14 protein-coding genes and 4 pseudogenes are annotated in these 20,935 nt (G+C 52.0%); 13 read left to right on the top strand and 5 right to left on the bottom strand.

All coding sequences use genetic code 11. The features are described from left to right. Positions 1-4 precede the first annotated feature (4 nt). The 7 genes and pseudogenes from hyfF (at position 5) to focB (ending at position 7,917) form a co-directional block, all read left to right on the top strand. Entirely contained in the window at positions 5-1,585 is a 1,581-nt protein-coding gene (gene hyfF, locus ACUU1I_RS00090) for a hydrogenase 4 subunit F (protein ID WP_000122533.1), read from the top strand. Continuing rightward, a pseudogene (hyfG, locus tag ACUU1I_RS00085) lies at positions 1,575-3,289 on the top strand (hydrogenase 4 catalytic subunit HyfG). Before hyfF ends, hyfG begins: the two are co-directional and overlap by 11 nt. Positions 3,290-3,298: 9 nt before the next feature. Further along, positions 3,299-3,844 (top strand): hydrogenase 4 subunit H, encoded by a 546-nt coding sequence (gene hyfH / locus ACUU1I_RS00080; RefSeq protein ID WP_000916092.1) that lies wholly within the window; start codon positions 3,299-3,301, stop codon positions 3,842-3,844. Continuing rightward, the gene (gene hyfI / locus ACUU1I_RS00075) at positions 3,841-4,599 is read left to right on the top strand and encodes a hydrogenase 4 catalytic subunit HyfI (RefSeq protein WP_000075574.1); all 759 of its coding nucleotides are present in this window, start codon (positions 3,841-3,843) and stop codon (positions 4,597-4,599) included. The genes hyfH and hyfI overlap by 4 nt, the downstream gene beginning before the upstream one ends. Further along, positions 4,592-5,005, top strand: coding sequence for a hydrogenase 4 assembly chaperone HyfJ (hyfJ, locus tag ACUU1I_RS00070; RefSeq protein ID WP_000133937.1), 414 nt, complete (start codon positions 4,592-4,594; stop codon positions 5,003-5,005). The genes hyfI and hyfJ overlap by 8 nt, the downstream gene beginning before the upstream one ends. Positions 5,006-5,034: 29 nt before the next feature. Then, positions 5,035-7,047 (top strand): annotated as a pseudogene (gene hyfR, locus ACUU1I_RS00065) (DNA-binding transcriptional regulator HyfR). A gap of 21 nt (positions 7,048-7,068) precedes the next feature. Then, a pseudogene (focB, locus tag ACUU1I_RS00060) lies at positions 7,069-7,917 on the top strand (formate transporter FocB). A gap of 37 nt (positions 7,918-7,954) precedes the next feature. Here the strand turns inward: focB and ACUU1I_RS00055 are convergent. Next, the gene (locus ACUU1I_RS00055) at positions 7,955-9,016 is read right to left on the bottom strand and encodes an AI-2E family transporter (RefSeq protein WP_000892049.1); all 1,062 of its coding nucleotides are present in this window, start codon (positions 9,014-9,016) and stop codon (positions 7,955-7,957) included. 212 nt (positions 9,017-9,228) lie between these two features. Here ACUU1I_RS00055 and bepA point away from each other — a divergent pair, with 212 nt between their 5' ends. Together bepA and arsC are read left to right on the top strand one after the other, a co-directional pair. Then, positions 9,229-10,692 (top strand): beta-barrel assembly-enhancing protease, encoded by a 1,464-nt coding sequence (gene bepA / locus ACUU1I_RS00050; RefSeq protein ID WP_000489676.1) that lies wholly within the window; start codon positions 9,229-9,231, stop codon positions 10,690-10,692. A 20-nt stretch (positions 10,693-10,712) separates the two neighbouring features. Beyond that, complete coding sequence (gene arsC, locus ACUU1I_RS00045; protein WP_000166448.1) at positions 10,713-11,072, top strand: arsenate reductase (glutaredoxin); 360 nt, start codon at positions 10,713-10,715, stop codon at positions 11,070-11,072. A gap of 132 nt (positions 11,073-11,204) precedes the next feature. Here arsC and ACUU1I_RS00040 read toward each other — a convergent pair whose 3' ends face one another. The 3 genes from ACUU1I_RS00040 to upp form a co-directional block, all read right to left on the bottom strand. Beyond that, positions 11,205-11,906 (bottom strand): DnaA inactivator Hda, encoded by a 702-nt coding sequence (locus ACUU1I_RS00040; protein ID WP_001307333.1) that lies wholly within the window; start codon positions 11,904-11,906, stop codon positions 11,205-11,207. Between the two features lie 94 nt (positions 11,907-12,000). Continuing rightward, positions 12,001-13,290 (bottom strand): uracil permease, encoded by a 1,290-nt coding sequence (gene uraA / locus ACUU1I_RS00035; RefSeq protein WP_005130140.1) that lies wholly within the window; start codon positions 13,288-13,290, stop codon positions 12,001-12,003. 85 nt (positions 13,291-13,375) lie between these two features. Beyond that, positions 13,376-14,002 carry a uracil phosphoribosyltransferase gene (gene upp, locus ACUU1I_RS00030; protein WP_001295473.1) on the bottom strand — a complete coding sequence of 209 codons (627 nt, stop codon included), beginning with the start codon at positions 14,000-14,002 and terminating at the stop codon, positions 13,376-13,378. Positions 14,003-14,326: 324 nt separating this feature from the next. Between upp and purM the strand changes: the two genes are divergently transcribed. The 4 genes from purM (at position 14,327) to ppx (ending at position 19,786) form a co-directional block, all read left to right on the top strand. Beyond that, positions 14,327-15,364 carry a phosphoribosylformylglycinamidine cyclo-ligase gene (gene purM, locus ACUU1I_RS00025; protein WP_001295474.1) on the top strand — a complete coding sequence of 346 codons (1,038 nt, stop codon included), beginning with the start codon at positions 14,327-14,329 and terminating at the stop codon, positions 15,362-15,364. Continuing rightward, positions 15,364-16,002: a phosphoribosylglycinamide formyltransferase gene (gene purN, locus ACUU1I_RS00020; protein WP_001028615.1), complete on the top strand. Its 639-nt coding sequence runs from the start codon at positions 15,364-15,366 to the stop codon at positions 16,000-16,002. The genes purM and purN overlap by 1 nt, the downstream gene beginning before the upstream one ends. A gap of 171 nt (positions 16,003-16,173) precedes the next feature. Next, positions 16,174-18,240: a polyphosphate kinase 1 gene (gene ppk1, locus ACUU1I_RS00015; protein WP_000529563.1), complete on the top strand. Its 2,067-nt coding sequence runs from the start codon at positions 16,174-16,176 to the stop codon at positions 18,238-18,240. A 4-nt stretch (positions 18,241-18,244) separates the two neighbouring features. After that, positions 18,245-19,786 (top strand): exopolyphosphatase, encoded by a 1,542-nt coding sequence (gene ppx, locus ACUU1I_RS00010; RefSeq protein ID WP_001121354.1) that lies wholly within the window; start codon positions 18,245-18,247, stop codon positions 19,784-19,786. A gap of 38 nt (positions 19,787-19,824) precedes the next feature. Here ppx and pdeF read toward each other — a convergent pair. Then, positions 19,825-20,935: pseudogene (gene pdeF / locus ACUU1I_RS00005) on the bottom strand (cyclic-guanylate-specific phosphodiesterase PdeF); the annotation flags it as partial.

Genomic DNA, 20,935 nt, shown 5'->3' with positions numbered 1-20,935 from the left:
TGAGATGAGTTATTCTGTGATGTTCGCTTTACTCCTGCTCACGCCGCTGCTTTTTTCGCTGCTCTGTTTTGCCTGCCGGAAACGGGGGCTCTCTGCGACTTGTACGGTGACTGTATTACATAGCTTAGGGATCACACTGCTGCTGATTCTGGCACTCTGGGTGGTCCAAACTGCCGCTGATGCAGGAGAAATATTCGCTGCGGGACTGTGGCTTCATATTGATGGTCTGGGCGGTTTGTTCCTCGCCATTCTTGGTGTGATTGGCTTTCTCACCGGTGTTTACTCGATTGGCTACATGCGTCATGAAGTGGCACACGGCGAGCTTTCACCCGTTACACTGTGCGATTACTACGGTTTCTTCCATCTGTTTTTTTTCACCATGCTGCTGGTTGTTACCAGCAATAACCTGATTGTGATGTGGGCGGCGATCGAAGCCACCACCTTAAGCTCGGCGTTTCTGGTAGGCATTTACGGTCAGCGTTCATCGCTGGAATCAGCATGGAAGTACATCATTATTTGTACTGTTGGTGTCGCTTTTGGTCTGTTCGGTACCGTGCTGGTATACGCCAACGCCGCCAGCGTTATGCCGCAGGCAGAAATGGCGATATTCTGGAGCGAGGTTCTTAAGCAATCGTCCTTGCTTGACCCAACATTAATGCTGTTGGCCTTTGTGTTTGTGCTAATTGGCTTTGGTACCAAAACCGGGCTATTTCCCATGCACGCCTGGCTGCCGGATGCTCACAGTGAAGCGCCGAGTCCGGTCAGCGCCCTGCTCTCCGCCGTATTGCTGAACTGCGCGCTGTTGGTGCTGATTCGCTATTACATCATTATTTGCCAGGCCATCGGCAGCGATTTCCCCAACCGGTTGTTGCTCATCTTCGGCATGTTGTCGGTTGCCGTGGCGGCATTTTTCATTCTGGTACAGCGGGACATTAAGCGTCTGCTGGCGTACTCCAGCGTGGAGAACATGGGGCTGGTCGCGGTGGCGCTAGGCATTGGCGGGCCGCTGGGAATTTTTGCCGCGCTGCTGCACACCTTAAACCACAGTCTGGCAAAAACGCTGCTGTTCTGCGGTTCCGGCAATGTACTGCTCAAGTACGGCACGCGCGATCTCAACGTCGTCTGTGGGATGCTCAAAATCATGCCATTTACCGCCGTGCTGTTTGGCGGCGGTGCGCTGGCGCTGGCAGGGATGCCGCCCTTCAACATTTTTCTTAGCGAATTTATGACCGTTACCGCAGGACTGGCACGTAATCACCTGCTGATTATCGTCCTGCTGTTATTGCTGTTAACGCTGGTGCTCGCGGGCCTGGTACGGATGGCTGCGCGGGTGTTAATGGCGAAACCGCCGCAGGCCGTTAACCGGGGTGATCTCGGCTGGTTGACCACCTCGCCAATGGTGATTCTGCTAGTCATGATGCTGGCGATGGGAACGCATATTCCACAACCTGTCATCAGGATCCTGGCGGGCGCTTCCACTATAGTCCTCTCAGGGACGCACGACCTGCCTGCACAACGTAGCACCTGGCATGATTTTTTGCCTTCAGGCACCGCATCTGTTTCGGAGAAACACAGTGAACGTTAATTCATCGTCAAATCGTGGCGAAGCGATTCTCGCCGCCCTGAAAACGCAGTTCCCCGGCGCGGTGCTGGATGAAGAGCGACAAACGCCTGAACAGGTCACCATTACGGTGAAAATCAATCTGCTGCCTGACGTTGTACATTATCTTTATTATCAACATGATGGCTGGCTTCCAGTCCTGTTTGGCAACGACGAGCGGACACTTAACGGTCATTACGCGGTTTATTATGCCCTTTCAATGGAAGGGGCCGAAAAATGCTGGATCGTGGTGAAGGCACTGGTCGATGCCGACAGTCGGGAGTTTCCGTCAGTCACACCGCGCGTCCCTGCCGCGGTCTGGGGCGAGCGAGAAATTCGCGATATGTACGGGCTGATTCCGGTTGGCCTGCCGGATCAGCGTCGCCTGGTGTTGCCCGATGACTGGCCGGAAGATATGCATCCGCTGCGCAAAGATGCGATGGATTATCGACTGCGCCCTGAACCGACGACAGATTCCGAAACGTATGCGTTTATCAATGAGGGCAACAGCGATGCGCGGGTGATCCCTGTCGGCCCGCTGCATATCACCTCCTATGAACCGGGTCACTTCCGCTTGTTTGTGGATGGCGAGCAAATTGTCGATGCTGATTACCGCCTGTTTTATGTCCATCGCGGCATGGAGAAACTGGCAGAAACGCGGATGGGCTACAACGAAGTGACCTTCTTATCGGACCGCGTGTGTGGGATTTGCGGTTTTGCCCACAGTGTGGCCTATACCAACTCGGTTGAAAATGCACTGGGGATTGAGGTGCCGCAACGAGCACATACTATTCGCTCGATTCTGCTGGAAGTCGAGCGGCTACACAGTCATTTGCTCAACCTTGGCCTCTCCTGCCATTTTGTTGGTTTTGATACCGGCTTTATGCAATTTTTCCGCGTGCGGGAAAAGTCGATGACGATGGCGGAATTGCTGACCGGGTCGCGTAAAACCTACGGTCTGAATCTGATTGGTGGTGTTCGCCGCGATATTCTCAAAGAGCAACGTCTGCAAACGCTGAAACTGGTGCGCGAGATGCGCTCCGACGTGTCGGAGCTGGTAGAGATGCTGCTTGCTACGCCGAATATGGAACAACGCACTCAGGGCATTGGCATTCTCGACCGACAAATCGCCCGTGATTATAGCCCTGTAGGGCCGCTGATCCGCGCAGTGGTTTTGCCCGTGATTTGCGCTTTGATCACCCCTACGCCGACTACGGCAATATTCCAAAAACACTGTTTACCTTTACCGGCGGCGATGTTTTCTCCCGCGTGATGGTCCGTGTCAAAGAGACGTTTGATTCTCTGGCAATGCTGGAATTTGCCCTCGACAACATGCCGGATACCCCACTGCTGACCGAAGGCTTTAGCTATAAACCTCACGCATTCGCGCTGGGCTTTGTTGAAGCGCCACGCGGTGAAGACGTGCACTGGAGCATGCTCGGTGATAACCAAAAATTGTTCCGCTGGCGCTGTCGTGCCGCCACCTACGCCAACTGGCCGGTGTTGCGTTACATGCTGCGCGGCAATACCGTTTCTGACGCACCGCTGATTATCGGTAGCCTTGATCCCTGCTACTCCTGTACCGACCGTGTGACGCTGGTAGATGTGCGCAAGCGCCAGTCAAAAACCGTGCTGTATAAAGAGATCGAACGCTACGGCATTGATCGTAACCGTTCGCCGCTGAAGTAAGGACAGAAGATGCTGAAGTTACTGAAAACTATTATGCGCGCCGGAACCCCGACGGTGAAATATCCCTTCGCGCCACTGGAGGTCAGCCCAGGCTTTCGCGGGAAACCGGACCTGATGCCCAGCCAATGTATTGCCTGCGGTGCCTGCGCCTGTGCTTGTCCGGCAAATGCGCTGACTATCCAGACCGACGACCAGCAAAATTCGCGCACCTGGCAGCTCTATCTGGGGCGTTGTATTTACTGCGGACGTTGTGAAGAAGTGTGCCCGACCAGAGCCATCCAGCTTACCAATAACTTTGAACTGACCGTCACCCATAAAGCCGATCTCTATACCCACGCGACGTTCCATCTACAACGTTGCAGCCGTTGCGAACGCCCGTTTGCCCCGCAAAAAACCGTCGCACTGGCTGCTGAATTGTTGGCACAGCAACAAAATGCTCCACAAAACCGCGAAATGTTATGGGCGCAAGCGAGCGTCTGCCCGGAGTGCAAACAACGCGCGACGCTGATCAACGACGATACAGATGTACCGCTGGTGGCTAAGGAGCAGCTATGAGTCCAGTGCTTACGCAATATGTCAGCCAGCCCATCACGCTGGACGAGCAAACGCAAAAGATGAAGCGGCATTTGCTACAGGATATCCGTCGCTCGGCTTACGTTTATCGCATCGATTGCGGCGGCTGCAACGCCTGTGAAATCGAAATTTTTGCTGCCATCACCCCCGTATTCGACGCAGAACGTTTTGGCATTAAGGTTGTTTCATCACCGCGTCACGCCGATATTTTGTTATTTACTGGCGCAGTCACCCGGGCGATGCGTATGCCTGCACTTCGGGCGTATGAGTCTGCCCCCGATCATAAAATCTGTGTTTCCTACGGCGCGTGCGGTGTCGGCGGCGGTATTTTCCACGATCTCTACAGCGTCTGGGGCGGCAGCGACACCATTGTCCCCATTGATGTTTGGATCCCCGGCTGCCCGCCAACACCGGCCGCCACCATTCACGGTTTCGCCGTGGCGCTCGGTTTGCTGCAACAGAAGATTCACGCGGTGGATTATCGCGATCCCACCGGGGTGACTATGCAACCGTTGTGGCCGCAGATCCCGCCATCACAGCGTATCGCCATTGAGCGAGAAGCGCGGCGGCTGGCGGGCTATCGTCAGGGGCGAGAAATTTGCGATCGGCTCCTGCGCCATTTAAGCGACGATCCTACAGGAAATCGGGTTAACACCTGGTTGCGCGATGCCGACGATCCACGTCTCAATAGTATCGTTCAGCAACTCTTTCGCGTACTCCGGGGGTTACATGACTGAAGAGTGCGGGGAAATTGTTTTCTGGACGCTGCGAAAAAAGTTTGTCGCCAGTAGCGACGAGATGCCGGAACACAGCTCTCAGGTAATGTATTACTCGCTGGCTATCGGTCATCACGTTGGCGTGATTGATTGTCTGAATGTCGCCTTCCGCTGCCCACTGACGGAATACGAAGATTGGCTTGCACTGGTCGAAGAGGAGCAAGCCCGACGTAAGATGCTGGGGGTGATGACTTTTGGTGAGATTGTTATTGACGCCAGCCACACCGCCCTGTTGACCCGGGCATTCGCGCCACTGGCAGATGACGCGACGTCTGTGTGGCAAGCGCGTAGCATTCAATTCATTCATCTGTTGGATGAAATTGTGCTGGAACCGGCTATCTATCTGATGGCCAGAAAAATTGCGTGAGAAGGATTTCTCATTAATAAGGACTGTTGATGGCTATGTCAGACGAAGCGATGTTTGCCCCGCCGCAAGGAATAACAATTGAAGCGGTAAACGGAATGCTCGCGGAGCGGTTAGCGCAGAAACACGGCAAGGCGTCTTTATTACGCGCCTTCATCCCGCTGCCGCCGCCGTTCAGCCCGGTACAACTTATTGAACTGCATGTTCTCAAAAGCAACTTCTATTACCGCTACCATGATGATGGCAGCGATGTGACGGCAACAACAGAGTATCAGGGCGAGATGGTCGATTATTCGCGTCACGCCGTCCTTCTCGGCAGTAGTTGAATGGCGGAGCTACGCTTTATTCGTACCCACGGCAGCCGTTTTACTCCCCAGGATTGCACACTGTTTAACTGGCTGGCACGCATTATCACCCCGGTTCTGCAATCATGGCTCAATGATGAAGAACAGCAGGTGGCGCTGCATTTGCTGGAGAAAGATCGCGATCATCATCGGGTACTGGTGGATATCACTAATGCAGTGCTGTCACATCTTGATCTCGACGATCTGATCGCTGACGTCGCTCGTGAGATCCATCATTTTTTCGGTCTGGCTTCAGTCAGTATGGTACTGGGCGATCATCGAAAGAACGAGAAGTTCAGCCTGTGGTGCAGCGATCTTTCTGCCTCACATTGTGCGTGTCTGCCACACAATATGCCTGGCGACAGTGTATTGCTGACACAAACGCTACAAACCCGACAACCGACCTTGACGCACCGTGCAGATGATCTGTTTCTCTGGCAACGCGACCCGTTATTACTCTTACTTGCATCTAACGGCTGCGAATCTGCGCTCCTTATACCGCTTACCTTTGGCAACCATACACCGGGTGCATTGTTGCTGGCGCATACCTCTTCCACTCTCTTTAGTGAGGAAAACTGCCAGCTACTACAACACATAGCCGATCGCATCGCTATTGCCGTTGGCAATGCCGATGCCTGCCGTAGAATGACCGATTTGCAGGAAAGTTTGCAGCAAGAAAACCACCAGCTTAGCGAGCAGCTCCTTTCGAATCTGGGCGTCGGTGACATTATCTATCAAAGCCAGGCAATGGAAGACCTGCTCCAGCAGGTAGATATTGTGGCGAAGAGCGACAGTACGGTGTTGATTTGCGGTGAAACCGGAACCGGCAAAGAGGTGATCGCCAGAGCGATCCATCAACTTAGCCCGCGACACGACAAGCCGCTGGTCAAAATCAACTGCGCTGCCATCCCCGCCAGTCTTCTGGAAAGTGAGTTATTCGGTCATGACAAAGGGGCGTTTACTGGTGCGATTAATACCCATCGTGGTCGTTTTGAAATTGCCGATGGCGGCACGTTGTTTCTCGATGAAATTGGCGATCTGCCGTTAGAACTTCAGCCTAAACTGCTGCGCGTATTGCAGGAACGGGAGATTGAGCGTCTCGGCGGGAGTAGAACGATCCCGGTAAATGTCAGAGTCATTGCCGCCACCAACCGTGATTTGTGGCAAATGGTTGAAGATCGCCAGTTTCGCAGCGATCTCTTTTATCGCCTGAATGTCTTCCCACTGGAATTGCCTCCGCTGCGCGACCGTCCGGAAGATATCCCTCTTTTAGCAAAGCATTTCACGCAAAAAATGGCGCGCCATATGAATCGTTCAATTGACGCCATCCCGACCGAGGCGCTACGCCAGTTGATGTCGTGGGACTGGCCGGGCAACGTGCGCGAGCTGGAAAACGTGATTGAGCGAGCGGTACTGCTGACTCGCGGTAACAGTCTGAATTTACATCTTAATGTCCGACAAAGCCGTTTACTGCCGACGCTAAATGAAGATTCAGCGCTTCGCAGTTCAATGGCGCAGTTGCTGCACCCGACGACGCCAGAGAATGACGAAGAAGAACGTCAGCGCATTGTTCAGGTATTGCGAGAAACCAATGGCATTGTTGCCGGGCCCCGTGGCGCGGCGACACGATTAGGGATGAAGCGCACCACGCTGCTGTCACGAATGCAGCGTCTGGGAATCTCGGTTCGCGAGGTGTTGTAATCTGCTTTTGCAGGAGTATGCATGAGAAACAAACTCTCTTTCGACTTGCAGTTGAGCGCCAGAAAAGCGGCAATCGCTGAACGGATTGCCGCCCATAAAATTGCCCGCAGTAAAGTGTCGGTCTTTTTAATGGCGATGTCCGCTGGCGTGTTTATGGCGATCGGATTTACTTTTTACCTTTCCGTTATCGCCGATGCCCCGTCTTCATAGGCATTAACCCATCTGGTGGGCGGCCTTTGCTTTACACTTGGCTTTATTTTGCTGGCGGTTTGCGGCACCAGCCTGTTCACCTCGTCGGTAATGACGGTAATGGCAAAAAGTCGGGGCGTTATTAGTTGGCGAACTTGGCTGATTAACGCACTTCTGGTGGCCTGCGGTAATCTGGCAGGTATTGCCTGTTTCAGTTTGTTAATCTGGTTTTCCGGGCTGGTGATGAGTGAAAACGCGATGTGGGGAGTCGCGATTTTACACTGCGCCGAGGGCAAAATGCATCATACATTTACTGAATCTGTCAGCCTCGGCATTATGTGCAATCTGATGGTTTGCCTGGCGCTGTGGATGAGTTATTGCGGACGTTCGTTATGCGACAAAATCGTCGCCATGATTTTGTCCATCACCCTGTTTGTCGCCAGTGGCTTTGAGCACTGTATCGCCAATTTGTTTGTGATTCCGTTCGCCATTGCCATTCGCCATTTCGCCCCTACCTCCTTCTGGCAACTGGCGCACAGTAGCGCAGACAATTTTCCGGCACTGACGGTCAGCCATTTTATTACCGCCAATCTGCTCCCGGTGATGCTGGGTAATATTATCGGCGGTGCAGTGCTGGTGAGTATTTGTTATCGGGCTATTTATTTACGTCAGGAATCCTGAAAAATCAGCCCGGCGAAACAGTTCGTCGGGCTGAAGATTATTCTTGCGCGATTTGCCCATCGGGCCAGGCGTGGATCACGGCTTTGATCAGCGTCGCCAATGGAATGGCGAAGAATACGCCCCAGAATCCCCACAAACCACCGAAGATCACCACCGATAAAATAATCACCAGCGGATGCAGGTTAACCGCTTCGGAGAACAACACCGGTACTAGCAGGTTGCCGTCCAGCGCCTGAATAATCAGATACACCGCGAAGCAGCTCCAGAATTCAGTACCTGCGCCAAACTGGAATAGCGCCACGCCAACCACCGGAATGGTCACCACAAATGCGCCAATGTACGGAATAAGAACCGAGAAGCCGACCAGCACTGCCAGCAGCAGCGAATAGTTCAGCCCGAAGAGCAAGAACCCCAGCCAGGTGGCGATCCCCACCACGATCATCTCCAGCACTTTGCCGCGGATATAGTTGGTGATTTGTTGATTCATCTCCTTCCACACCTGTCCTGCCAGCCCACGGTTACGCGGCAGCACCCGGCGAACGGCGTTCAGCATCTGCTCTTTGTCTTTCAGCAGGAAGAAGACCATCAATGGCACCAGCACCAGATAGACGGCTATGGTCAGCAAACCGACCAGCGAGGCGAGGGAAATTTTCACCACCGAATCGCCCATGGTCAGCATCCGACTGCGCATATTTTCGGCCATTGCATCAATAATGCCCGCGTCCATTAACACCGGATAGCGGCGCGGCAACGTGGCGGCAAAGTCAGAAAGCTTATTGAGCATCCCCGGCATATCGCGGATTAAGTAGATGCCCTGTTGCCAGGCGATAGGCAGTACCACGAACGCCATCAGTAGCAATATACCGACAAAAACCACCAATACAATCGACGTCGCCCAGCGGCGGGAGCAGCCAATAGATTGCAGGCGCACGGTTGGCCATTCCAGCAAATAAGCCAGCACAATAGCCACCAGCAACGGAGCAAGCAGGCCACTAAAGAAAAAGATAATGCCAAATCCGGCAACTAAAATAACCAGCAAGGCAATCGCTTCCGGGTCGCTAAAACGGCGGCGATACCATTGCATCAACATTTCGAGCATAAAGACCTTCCCTGAACCTCAAGAGCGGGATTGCGATCCGCAATTGTATCGAAATGTCACAAAAAAGACTTCGCTTTTTATGACGGATTCAGGAAACTGAAAAGTCATTTGAGTGGGCTAATCTTCGCCGTTACACTCAAAGGCGGCGAGGTGGGAACGATATTTCACAGTATCGGTCAAATGACTATCTTCAGAAATACAGGATAGAGGTTATGTTCAGGCAGTTGAAAAAAAACCTGGTTGCAACCCTCATTGCTGCTATGACCATTGGTCAGGTAGCCCCGGCGTTTGCCGACAGCGCAGACACCTTGCCGGATATGGGAACCTCCGCAGGAAGCACGCTTTCCATTGGTCAGGAAATGCAGATGGGCGACTATTATGTCCGCCAGCTACGCGGCAGCGCGCCGTTAATTAATGACCCGCTGTTAACGCAATATATTAATTCGCTGGGGATGCGTCTGGTTTCGCATGCCAATTCGGTTAAGACACCGTTTCATTTTTTTCTGATCAACAACGACGAAATTAACGCCTTTGCTTTCTTTGGCGGCAACGTGGTGCTGCACTCTGCCCTGTTCCGTTATTCCGATAACGAAAGTCAACTGGCTTCAGTTATGGCGCACGAAATCTCCCACGTCACCCAACGTCACCTGGCGCGAGCGATGGAAGATCAACAACGCAGCGCGCCGCTGACCTGGGTCGGCGCGTTAGGTTCTATTTTACTGGCGATGGCCAGTCCGCAGGCGGGGATGGCGGCGCTGACCGGTACACTGGCGGGAACGCGCCAGGGGATGATCAGTTTCACCCAGCAAAATGAACAGGAAGCGGACCGCATTGGTATTCAGGTGCTGCAACGCTCGGGATTCGATCCACAGGCGATGCCGACCTTCCTGGAAAAATTGCTCGATCAGGCGCGTTACTCCTCGCGCCCGCCGGAAATTTTATTGACTCACCCGTTGCCGGAAAGTCGTCTGGCAGATGCCCGCAACCGTGCTAATCAGATGCGCCCGATGGTGGTGCAGTCGTCGGAAGATTTCTATCTGGCGAAAGCGCGCACACTGGGGATGTATAATTCCGGACGTAACCAGCTCACCAGTAATTTGCTGGATGAATGGGCGAAAGGAAACGTTCTTCAGCAACGAGCGGCGCAATATGGTCGTGCTTTACAGGCGATGAAAGCCAATAAATACGACGAGGCGCGTAAAACGCTGCAACCGTTACTGGCGGCAGAACCTGGCAACGCATGGTATCTCGATCTGGCTACCGATATCGATCTTGAGCAAAACAAAGCCAATGAGGCAATCAATCGCCTGAAAAATGCCCGCGATTTACGCACCAATCCGGTGTTGCAGCTCAACCTGGCGAACGCTTATCTGCAAGGCGGTCAACCACAAGAAGCGGCCAATATTCTGAATCGCTACACCTTTAATAATAAAGATGACAGCAACGGCTGGGATTTGCTGGCACAGGCGGAAGCCGCGCTAAATAACCGCGATCAGGAGCTGGCTGCGCGAGCAGAAGGTTATGCGCTCGCCGGACGACTCGATCAGGCCATTTCGCTGTTGAGTAGCGCCAGTTCGCAGGTGAAATTAGGCAGCCTGCAACAAGCGCGTTACGATGCGCGCATCGACCAGTTGCGCCAGCTGCAGGAACGCTTTAAGCCTTATACCAAGATGTAATTCGCATTAAAGGAAGAACAATGACCAAACAGGTAAAAATCTACCATAACCCACGCTGTTCAAAGAGCCGGGAAACGCTGAACCTGCTGAAAGAAAACGGCGTGGAGCCAGAAGTGGTGCTCTACCTTGAGACACCCGCCGATGCGGCAACGCTGCGCGATTTGCTGAAAATGCTGGGGATGAATAGCGCCCGTGAATTGATGCGCCAGAAAGAGGATCTTTATAAAGAACTAAACCTGGCTGACAGTTCGCTTAGCGAAGAGGCGCTGATTCAGGCAATGGTGGATAATCCGAAGCTGATGGAGCGCCCGATTATGGTCGCGAATGGCAAAGCGCGGATTGGTCGTCCACCGGAGCAGGTACTGGAAATCGTGGGTTAAGATGTGCTCCATCGCTAGTTGAAGCACATTGCCGGATGCGACGCTTGCCACGTCTTATCCGGCCTACGAATACTATGGATTAACTTCGCGTAGGTCAGGCGTTCGCGCCGCATCCGACAATAAACACCTTATCTACAACTTCAGAATTTCTTTCACAAACGGAATGGTCAGCTTACGTTGCGCGGTAATCGACGCACGATCCAACTGATCCAACGTCATAAATAGCGTGCGCATTTCTCTGTCGAGCCGCTTCAGCAAGAAACGCCCCACATCTTCCGGCAGTTCAAAACCACGCAAACGCGCGCGTAACTGTAGCGCCTGCAACTTATCTTCATCAGAAAGTGGCTGCAATTTGTAGATCTGCCCCCAGTCGAGACGCGACGCGAGATCCGGTAATCCCAGATTCAACTGCCGCGGTGGACGATCGCCGGTGATCAACAACCGTGTTTTGCCCGATTCCAGAATTCGATTGTAGAGATCGAAAATCGCCATCTCCCACAACTCATCGCCTGCAATACACTCAATGTTGTCGATACAGACCAGCGACAAATGCTCCATACCGTCGAGCACTTCCGGAACAAACCAGGTGCGTTTATCCAGCGGGACATAGCCCACCGCATCGCCACGCTGCGACAATTCCGCGCAAGCCGCGTGCAGCAGATGGCTGCGCCCCGCGCCTTCGCGTGCCCAGAGATAGATGTAACCGCTATGTTCCTGACGCAGCACGTTTTGCAGCGCGGCCAGTAAAGAGGAGTTATCCCCCGGCCAGAAACTTGCAAAGGTTTCGTCGTCAGGAAGATAAAGTGGCAAAGAGAGCTGTGCCGGTGTGTTCAGAGATACCTCAACCAGGATTTCACAAAATCGCGAGAAGTTTACCACAGAATCCCATGATGTTTGAACCGGGCAGCAACACTGCCCGGTCGGTACATTATTTGTCTGTTATATCCGCGTCTTCTGCGTCCAGCACCACTTCTTCAGGGCGCAGCACACTGATCAGTTTGAAAATCAAACTTAAGCCGATACCGACGATGGTCGCCAGCGCCATACCTTTTAACTCCGCCGCGCCGATGTTTACCTTCGCGCCACTGACGCCGATGATCAAAATCACGGAAGTCAGGATCAGGTTCTGTGCTTTGTTGTAATCCACTTTCGATTCGATCAAAACACGAATACCGGAAGCACCAATGACACCATAAAGCAGCAGCGAAACGCCGCCCATCACCGGCAATGGGATCATCTGGATAGCGGCAGCCAGTTTACCGACGCAGGAAAGCAGGATAGCGAAAATCGCCGCCCCGCCGATAACCCAGGTACTGTAAACACGGGTGATCGCCATCACGCCAATGTTTTCTCCGTAAGTGGTATTTGGCGTAGAGCCAAAGAAGCCGGAGATCACGGTCGACAGGCCGTTAGCAAACATCGAACGGTGCAGACCTGGATCGCGCAGCAGATCTTTTTTGACGATATTAGCCGTTACTACCAGGTGCCCTACGTGTTCGGCAATAACCACTAACGCCGCTGGCAGAATAGTCAGAATGGCAAACCACTCGAAGCGCGGCGTATAGAGGGTTGGCAGTGCAAACCAGTGAGCATTAATAATCGGCGTGGTATCGACAATTCCCATTGCGAAAGAGAGCGCGTACCCCACCAGCACGCCAATTAAAATCGGGATAATTGCCAGGAAACCACGAAACAGCACGGAACCTAAAACCGTGACCGCCAGGGTGGTAATAGAGATGATGATGGTTTTGGAGTTTGGCGTTTGCCCTTCAGCCGGGAGTAAACCCGCCATACCGGCAGCTACGCCCGCCAGCTCCAGACCGATGACGGCAACGATTGCGCCCATTGCCGCAGGTGGAAACAGCACGTCCAACCAGCCGGTCCCCGCTTTCTTCACGATAAAAGAAACCAGGCAGAACAGCACGCCGCACATAATAAAGCCGCCCAGCGCGACTTCATACCCTAACGGCAACAGTAACAATACCGGTGAAATAAAGGCAAAGCTGGAACCAAGATAAGCCGGAATTTTCCCTTTACAGATGAAGAGATACAGCAGCGTTCCAATACCGTTAAATAACAGTACAGTCGCCGGGTTAATATGAAATAAGACGGGCACCAGGACGGTTGCACCAAACATGGCGAACAAATGTTGCAAACTAAGCGGGATTGTCTGTAAAAGTGGCGGTCTTTCACTCACCCCGATAGCACGGCGCGTCATAGTATTATCCTCTGTATTATGTGTTATAGGCGCTTTACTCAAAAAAAAGCCGACTCTTAAAGTCGGCTTTAATTATTTTTATTCTTTATTTCGTACCAAAGATTTTGTCACCGGCATCGCCGAGGCCCGGAATAATGTATCCGTGCTCGTTCAGTCCCTGGTCAATCGATGCAGTATACAGTTCGACGTCCGGGTGCGCTTTTTCCAGCGCAGCGATACCTTCTGGCGCAGCGACCAGCACCAGAACTTTGATGCTGCTGCAGCCCGCTTTTTTCAGCAGGTCGATGGTCGCGATAACGGAACCACCGGTTGCCAGCATTGGGTCAACGATCAGCGCCATACGCTCATCGATGTTAGAAACCAGTTTCTGGAAGTACGGTACCGGCTCCAGCGTTTCTTCATTACGGTACATACCGACAACGCTGATGCGCGCGCTCGGAACGTTTTCCAGCACACCGTCCATCATACCAAGACCCGCACGCAGAATTGGCACAACGGTAATTTTCTTACCTTTGATCTGGTCGATTTCTACCGGGCCGTTCCAGCCTTCGATAGTTACTTTTTCCGTTTCGAGGTCGGCGGTCGCTTCGTAAGTCAGCAGGCTACCCACTTCGGAAGCGAGTTCGCGAAAGCGCTTGGTGCTGATATCTTGCTCACGCATCAGTCCCAGCTTGTGTTTGACGAGTGGGTGTTTGACTTCCACGATCTTCATACTCTTTCTCCTTTGAGGGGCAGCCACAAAAAAAATCGAAGGATTATACCTCCTTTCTTCAAGGCGGCAATATTATTTTCGTTGACTTTAGTCAAAATGATAACAGTTTGAGATAAAGTTATTTTATATTCAAATGGTTATGAAAGAAGATTATTCCATCCGAAAACTAACCTTTGCCCTGGCACAAGTCTTCTTTCGCCGCGCGCCCGGGGAAAAGACGTGCAAAAAGGTTGTGTAAAACAGTCTCGCAAACGTTTGCTTTCCCTGTTAGAATTGCGCCGAATTTTATTTTTCTACCGCAAGTAACGCGTGGGGACCCAAGCAGTGACCGATAAAACCTCTCTTAGCTACAAAGATGCCGGTGTTGATATTGACGCGGGTAATGCTCTGGTTGGAAGAATCAAAGGCGTAGTGAAGAAAACGCGTCGTCCGGAAGTGATGGGCGGTCTGGGCGGCTTCGGTGCGCTGTGTGCATTGCCGCAAAAATATCGTGAACCCGTGCTGGTTTCCGGCACTGACGGCGTAGGTACCAAGCTGCGTCTGGCAATGGACTTAAAACGTCACGACACCATTGGTATTGATCTGGTCGCCATGTGCGTTAATGACCTGGTGGTGCAAGGTGCGGAACCGCTGTTTTTCCTCGACTATTACGCAACCGGAAAACTGGATGTTGATACCGCTTCAGCAGTGATCAGCGGCATCGCGGAAGGTTGTCTGCAATCGGGCTGTTCTCTGGTGGGTGGCGAAACGGCAGAAATGCCGGGGATGTATCACGGTGAAGATTACGATGTCGCGGGTTTCTGCGTGGGCGTGGTAGAAAAATCAGAAATCATCGACGGCTCTAAAGTCAGCGACGGCGATGTGCTGATTGCACTCGGTTCCAGCGGTCCGCACTCGAACGGCTATTCGCTGGTGCGCAAAATTCTTGAAGTCAGCGGTTGTGATCCGCAAACCACCGAACTTGATGGTAAGCCATTAGCCGATCATCTGCTGGCACCGACCCGCATTTACGTGAAGTCAGTGCTGGAGTTGATTGAAAAGGTCGATGTGCATGCCATTGCGCACCTGACCGGCGGCGGCTTCTGGGAAAACATTCCGCGCGTATTGCCAGATAATACCCAGGCAGTGATTGATGAATCTTCCTGGCAGTGGCCGGAAGTGTTCAACTGGCTGCAAACGGCAGGTAACGTTGAGCGCCATGAAATGTATCGCACCTTCAACTGCGGCGTCGGGATGATTATCGCCCTGCCTGCTCCGGAAGTGGACAAAGCCCTCGCCCTGCTAAATGCCAACGGTGAAAACGCGTGGAAAATCGGTATCATCAAAGCCTCTGATTCCGAACAACGCGTGGTTATCGAATAATGAATATTGTGGTGCTTATTTCCGGCAACGGAAGTAATTTACAGGCAATTATTGACGCCTGTAAAACCAACAAAATTAAAGGCACCGTACGGGCAGTTTTCAGCAATAAGGCCGACGCGTTCGGCCTTGAACGCGCCCGCCAGGCGGGTATTGCAACGCATACGCTCATCGCCAGCGCGTTTGACAGTCGTGAAGCCTATGACCGGGAGTTGATTCATGAAATCGACATGTACGCACCCGATGTGGTCGTGCTGGCTGGTTTTATGCGCATTCTCAGCCCGGCGTTTGTCTCCCACTATGCCGGGCGTTTGCTGAACATTCACCCTTCTCTGCTGCCGAAATATCCCGGATTACACACCCATCGTCAGGCGCTGGAAAATGGCGATGAAGAGCACGGTACATCGGTGCATTTCGTCACCGATGAACTGGACGGTGGCCCGGTTATTTTACAGGCGAAAGTCCCGGTATTTGCTGGTGATACGGAAGATGACATCACCGCCCGCGTGCAAACCCAGGAACACGCTATTTATCCACTGGTGATTAGCTGGTTTGCCGATGGTCGTCTGAAAATGCACGAAAACGCCGCGTGGCTGGATGGTCAACGTCTGCCGCCGCAGAGCTACGCTGCCGACGAGTAATGCCCCCGTAGTTAAAGCGCCAGCTCTGCCGCTGGCGTTTTTCAATTCACCTGTAAATCGCAAGCTCCAGCAGTTTTTTTCCCCCTTTTCTGGCATAGTTGGACATCTGCCAATATTGCTCGCCATAATATCCAGGCAGTGTCCCGTGAATAAAACGGAGTAAAAGTGGTAATGGGTCAGGAAAAGCTATACATCGAAAAAGAGCTCAGTTGGTTATCGTTCAATGAACGCGTGCTTCAGGAAGCGGCGGACAAATCTAACCCGCTGATTGAAAGGATGCGTTTCCTGGGGATCTATTCCAATAACCTTGATGAGTTCTATAAAGTCCGCTTCGCTGAACTGAAGCGACGCATCATTATTAGCGAAGAACAAGGCTCCAACGCTCATTCCCGCCATTTACTGGGCAAAATTCAGTCCCGGGTGCTGAAAGCCGATCAGGAATTCGACGGCCTCTACAACGAGCTATTGCTGGAGATGGCGCGCAACCAGATCTTCCTGATTAATGAACGCCAGCTCTCCGTCAATCAACAAAACTGGCTGCGTCATTATTTTAAGCAGTATCTGCGTCAGCACATTACGCCGATTTTAATCAATCCTGACACTGACTTAGTGCAGTTCCTGAAAGATGATTACACCTATCTGGCGGTGGAAATTATCCGTAGCGATAGCATCCGTTACGCGCTGCTGGAGATCCCATCAGATAAAGTGCCGCGCTTTGTGAATTTACCGCCAGAAGCGCCGCGTCGACGCAAGCCGATGATTCTTCTGGATAACATTCTGCGTTACTGCCTTGATGATATTTTCAAAGGCTTCTTTGATTATGACGCGCTGAATGCCTATTCAATGAAGATGACCCGCGATGCCGAATACGATTTAGTGCATGAGATGGAAGCCAGCCTGATGGAGTTGATGTCTTCCAGTCTCAAGCAGCGTTTAACTGCTGAGCCGGTGCGTTTTGTTTATCAGCGCGATATGCCCAATGCGCTGGTTGAAGTGTTACGCGAAAAACTGACTATTTCCCGCTACGACTCCATCGTCCCCGGCGGTCGTTATCATAATTTTAAAGACTTTATTAATTTTCCCAATGTCGGCAAAGCCAATCTGGTGAACAAACCACTGCCGCGTTTACGCCATATTTGGTTTGATAAAGCCCAGTTCCGCAATGGTTTTGATGCCATTCGCGAACGCGATGTGTTGCTCTATTATCCTTATCACACCTTTGGGCATGTGCTGGAACTGCTGCGTCAGGCTTCGTTCGACCCGAGCGTACTGGCGATTAAAATTAACATTTACCGCGTGGCGAAAGATTCACGCATCATCGACTCGATGATCCACGCCGCACATAACGGTAAGAAAGTCACTGTGGTGGTTGAGTTACAGGCGCGTTTCGACGAAGAAGCCAACATTCACTGGGCGAAGCGCCTGACCGAAGCAGGCGTGCACGTTATCTTCTCTGCGCCGGGGCTGAAAATTCACGCCAAACTGTTCCTGATTTCACGTAAAGAAAACGGTGAAGTGGTCCGTTACGCACACATCGGGACCGGGAACTTTAACGAAAAAACCGCGCGTCTTTATACTGACTATTCGTTGCTGACCGCAGATGCGCGTATCACCAACGAAGTCCGGCGGGTATTTAACTTTATTGAAAACCCATACCGCCCGGTGACATTTGATTATTTAATGGTGTCACCGCAAAACTCTCGCCGTCTGTTATATGAAATGGTAGACCGCGAAATCGCCAACGCGCAGCAAGGGCTGCCCAGTGGTATCACCCTGAAGCTAAATAACCTTGTCGATAAAGGCCTGGTTGATCGTCTGTATGCGGCCTCCAGCTCCGGCGTACCGGTTAATCTGCTGGTTCGCGGAATGTGTTCGCTGATCCCCAATCTGGAAGGCATTAGCGACAACATTCGTGCCATCAGTATTGTTGACCGTTACCTTGAACATGACCGGGTTTATATTTTTGAAAATGGCGGCGATAAAAAGGTCTACCTTTCTTCCGCCGACTGGATGACGCGCAATATTGATTATCGTATTGAAGTGGCGACACCGCTGCTCGATCCGCGCCTGAAGCAGCGGGTGCTGGACATCATCGACATATTGTTCAGCGATACGGTCAAAGCACGTTATATCGATAAAGAACTCAGTAATCGCTACGTTCCCCGCGGCAATCGCCGCAAAGTACGGGCGCAGTTGGCGATTTACGACTACATCAAATCACTCGAACAACCTGAATAACCCTATGCCAATACACGATAAATCCCCTCGTCCGCAGGAGTTTGCTGCGGTCGATCTTGGTTCAAACAGTTTTCACATGGTCATAGCCCGTGTGGTAGATGGTGCCATGCAGATTATTGGCCGCCTGAAACAGCGGGTGCATCTGGCGGACGGCCTGGGGCCAGATAATATGTTGAGTGAAGAGGCAATGACGCGCGGTTTGAACTGTCTGTCGCTGTTTGCCGAACGGCTACAAGGGTTTTCTCCTGCCAGCGTCTGTATAGTCGGCACCCATACGCTGCGTCAGGCGCTGAACGCCACTGACTTTCTGAAACGCGCGGAAAAGGTCATTCCCTACCCGATTGAAATTATTTCCGGTAATGAAGAAGCCCGTCTGATTTTTATGGGCGTGGAACATACCCAACCGGAAAAAGGTCGCAAACTGGTTATTGATATTGGCGGCGGATCTACGGAACTGGTGATTGGTGAAAATTTCGAACCTATTCTCGTTGAAAGCCGCCGGATGGGTTGTGTCAGCTTTGCCCAGCTTTATTTTCCTGGCGGGGTCATCAATAAAGAGAATTTTCAGCGCGCTCGCATGGCGGCAGCACAAAAACTGGAAACTTTAACCTGGCAATTCCGTATTCAGGGCTGGAACGTTGCAATGGGCGCTTCCGGTACCATAAAAGCCGCCCATGAAGTGTTAATGGAAATGGGCGAGAAAGACGGGATAATTACCCCGGAACGTCTGGAAAAACTGGTAAAAGAAATTTTACGTCACCGTAATTTCGCATCGCTGAGTTTACCGGGTCTTTCCGAAGAGCGGAAAACAGTCTTCGTTCCTGGACTGGCGATTTTATGTGGTGTGTTTGATGCTTTAGCCATCCGTGAACTGCGCCTTTCTGACGGGGCGTTACGCGAAGGCGTACTGTATGAAATGGAAGGACGTTTCCGTCATCAGGATGTGCGTAGTCGCACCGCCAGCAGCCTCGCCAACCAGTATCACATAGACAGCGAACAGGCCCGACGAGTGCTGGATACCACTATGCAAATGTACGAACAGTGGCGGGAACAGCAACCGAAGCTGGCGCATCCGCAACTGGAGGCGCTACTGCGATGGGCCGCCATGCTGCATGAGGTCGGGTTGAATATCAACCACAGCGGTTTGCATCGCCACTCCGCTTATATTCTGCAAAACAGTGACTTGCCGGGTTTTAATCAGGAACAGCAGCTGATGATGGCGACACTGCTGCGCTATCACCGTAAAGCGATTAAGCTCGACGATCTGCCGCGCTTTACCTTGTTTAAGAAGAAACAGTTCCTGCCACTGATACAGCTATTGCGCCTTGGCGTATTACTAAACAATCAACGTCAGGCAACCACCACACCGTCAACATTGACACTGATTACTGATGACAGTCACTGGACACTGCGTTTCCCGCATGACTGGTTTAGTCAGAATGCGCTGGTACTGCTTGATCTGGAAAAGGAGCAAGAATACTGGGAAGGCGTGGCTGGCTGGCGGTTGAAAATTGAAGAAGAAAGTACCCCAGAAATCGCCGCTTAATGCTTTGCGGGCCGACGAGAAATGTCGGCCCGCATTATTCAGGCACTTTCGCGAATGGGTTCGATTTCATTCAGCGTATCAATTAACGGTTGCGGCTTACCAATAAGATAACCCTGCATATAATCGATCCCCAAAGAGAGCACCGCCTCGCGGATCTCTTCGTTTTCAACGTACTCTGCCACTACCCGCATTTTCTTCATTCGCGCCAGATGGCAAATCGACGCCACAATCTGATAATCCAGACTATTTGACACAATATTGCGGATAAAGCTGCCGTCAATTTTAAGCAGATCGGCATTCACATTTTTAAGCCGTGCATAGCTGGCGTAGCCGGTGCCGAAATCATCAATCGCAATCTGGCAGCCTAATTCCTGAAGATGCTGCAAGGTGATTTGCGCCTGCTTAACATTGGTCAGAGCATTACTTTCGGTGACTTCAAAAATAAGTTGCCACGCTTCAATCTGATATTTAGCCAGCAACTGACTGACTTCAACAGGAAAACGAGCCTGACATACCGAGGTTGGAGACAGATTAATAGCAAAACGGTGAGCGGGCATCTTCGCTCTGTTTTCAGCCATAAATTGCAGCGTATGCTCAATGACCCACATGTCGATACTCGACGATAAACCAAATTCGTGCGCGACCGGCAAGAAGCTATCGGGGCCGATCAGTTCATCATTCTCACCTTTCATGCGCAGAAGAATTTCATGGTAAACATCACCACGCATACCGGTAATCGGCTGGGCCATCAGGAAAAAATGGTTGTGCTCCAGCGCCTGCTGTAGTCGATTCATCATCGCGACTTTATCTTTCAATTCGCGTTGCAAATACATTGCCCCGCAACGCTGCATATTTTCCGGGGCGTTGGTCACGATGGAAAGTTCGGCGACCGTATTTAGCTCTCCCAGCAGCAGGTAGATATGATTCACTGGCGAGCGCACATAGCAGTAACTGACGCCAATCTGCGGTTGCATCGGCATCCCATCCCAAAAGAAACGAAATTGCTTGAGATGACTATCCAGTGCGGTAATGCGCTCCTGGTGCGATTCTGTATTCAGTCGCAGCGCGAGATCGTTACCCGAAAGCTGATAAACATCTTCACCCGGTTCCAGCAAGGGTGACAGCCAGTGAGAAAGTTTTTGCTTGTAT

It is taken from the genome of Shigella sp. SIG3, from assembly GCF_053555855.1.
The sequence above is the reverse complement of the archived record's forward strand: the minus strand, read 5'-3'. Positions and strand labels throughout refer to the sequence as shown.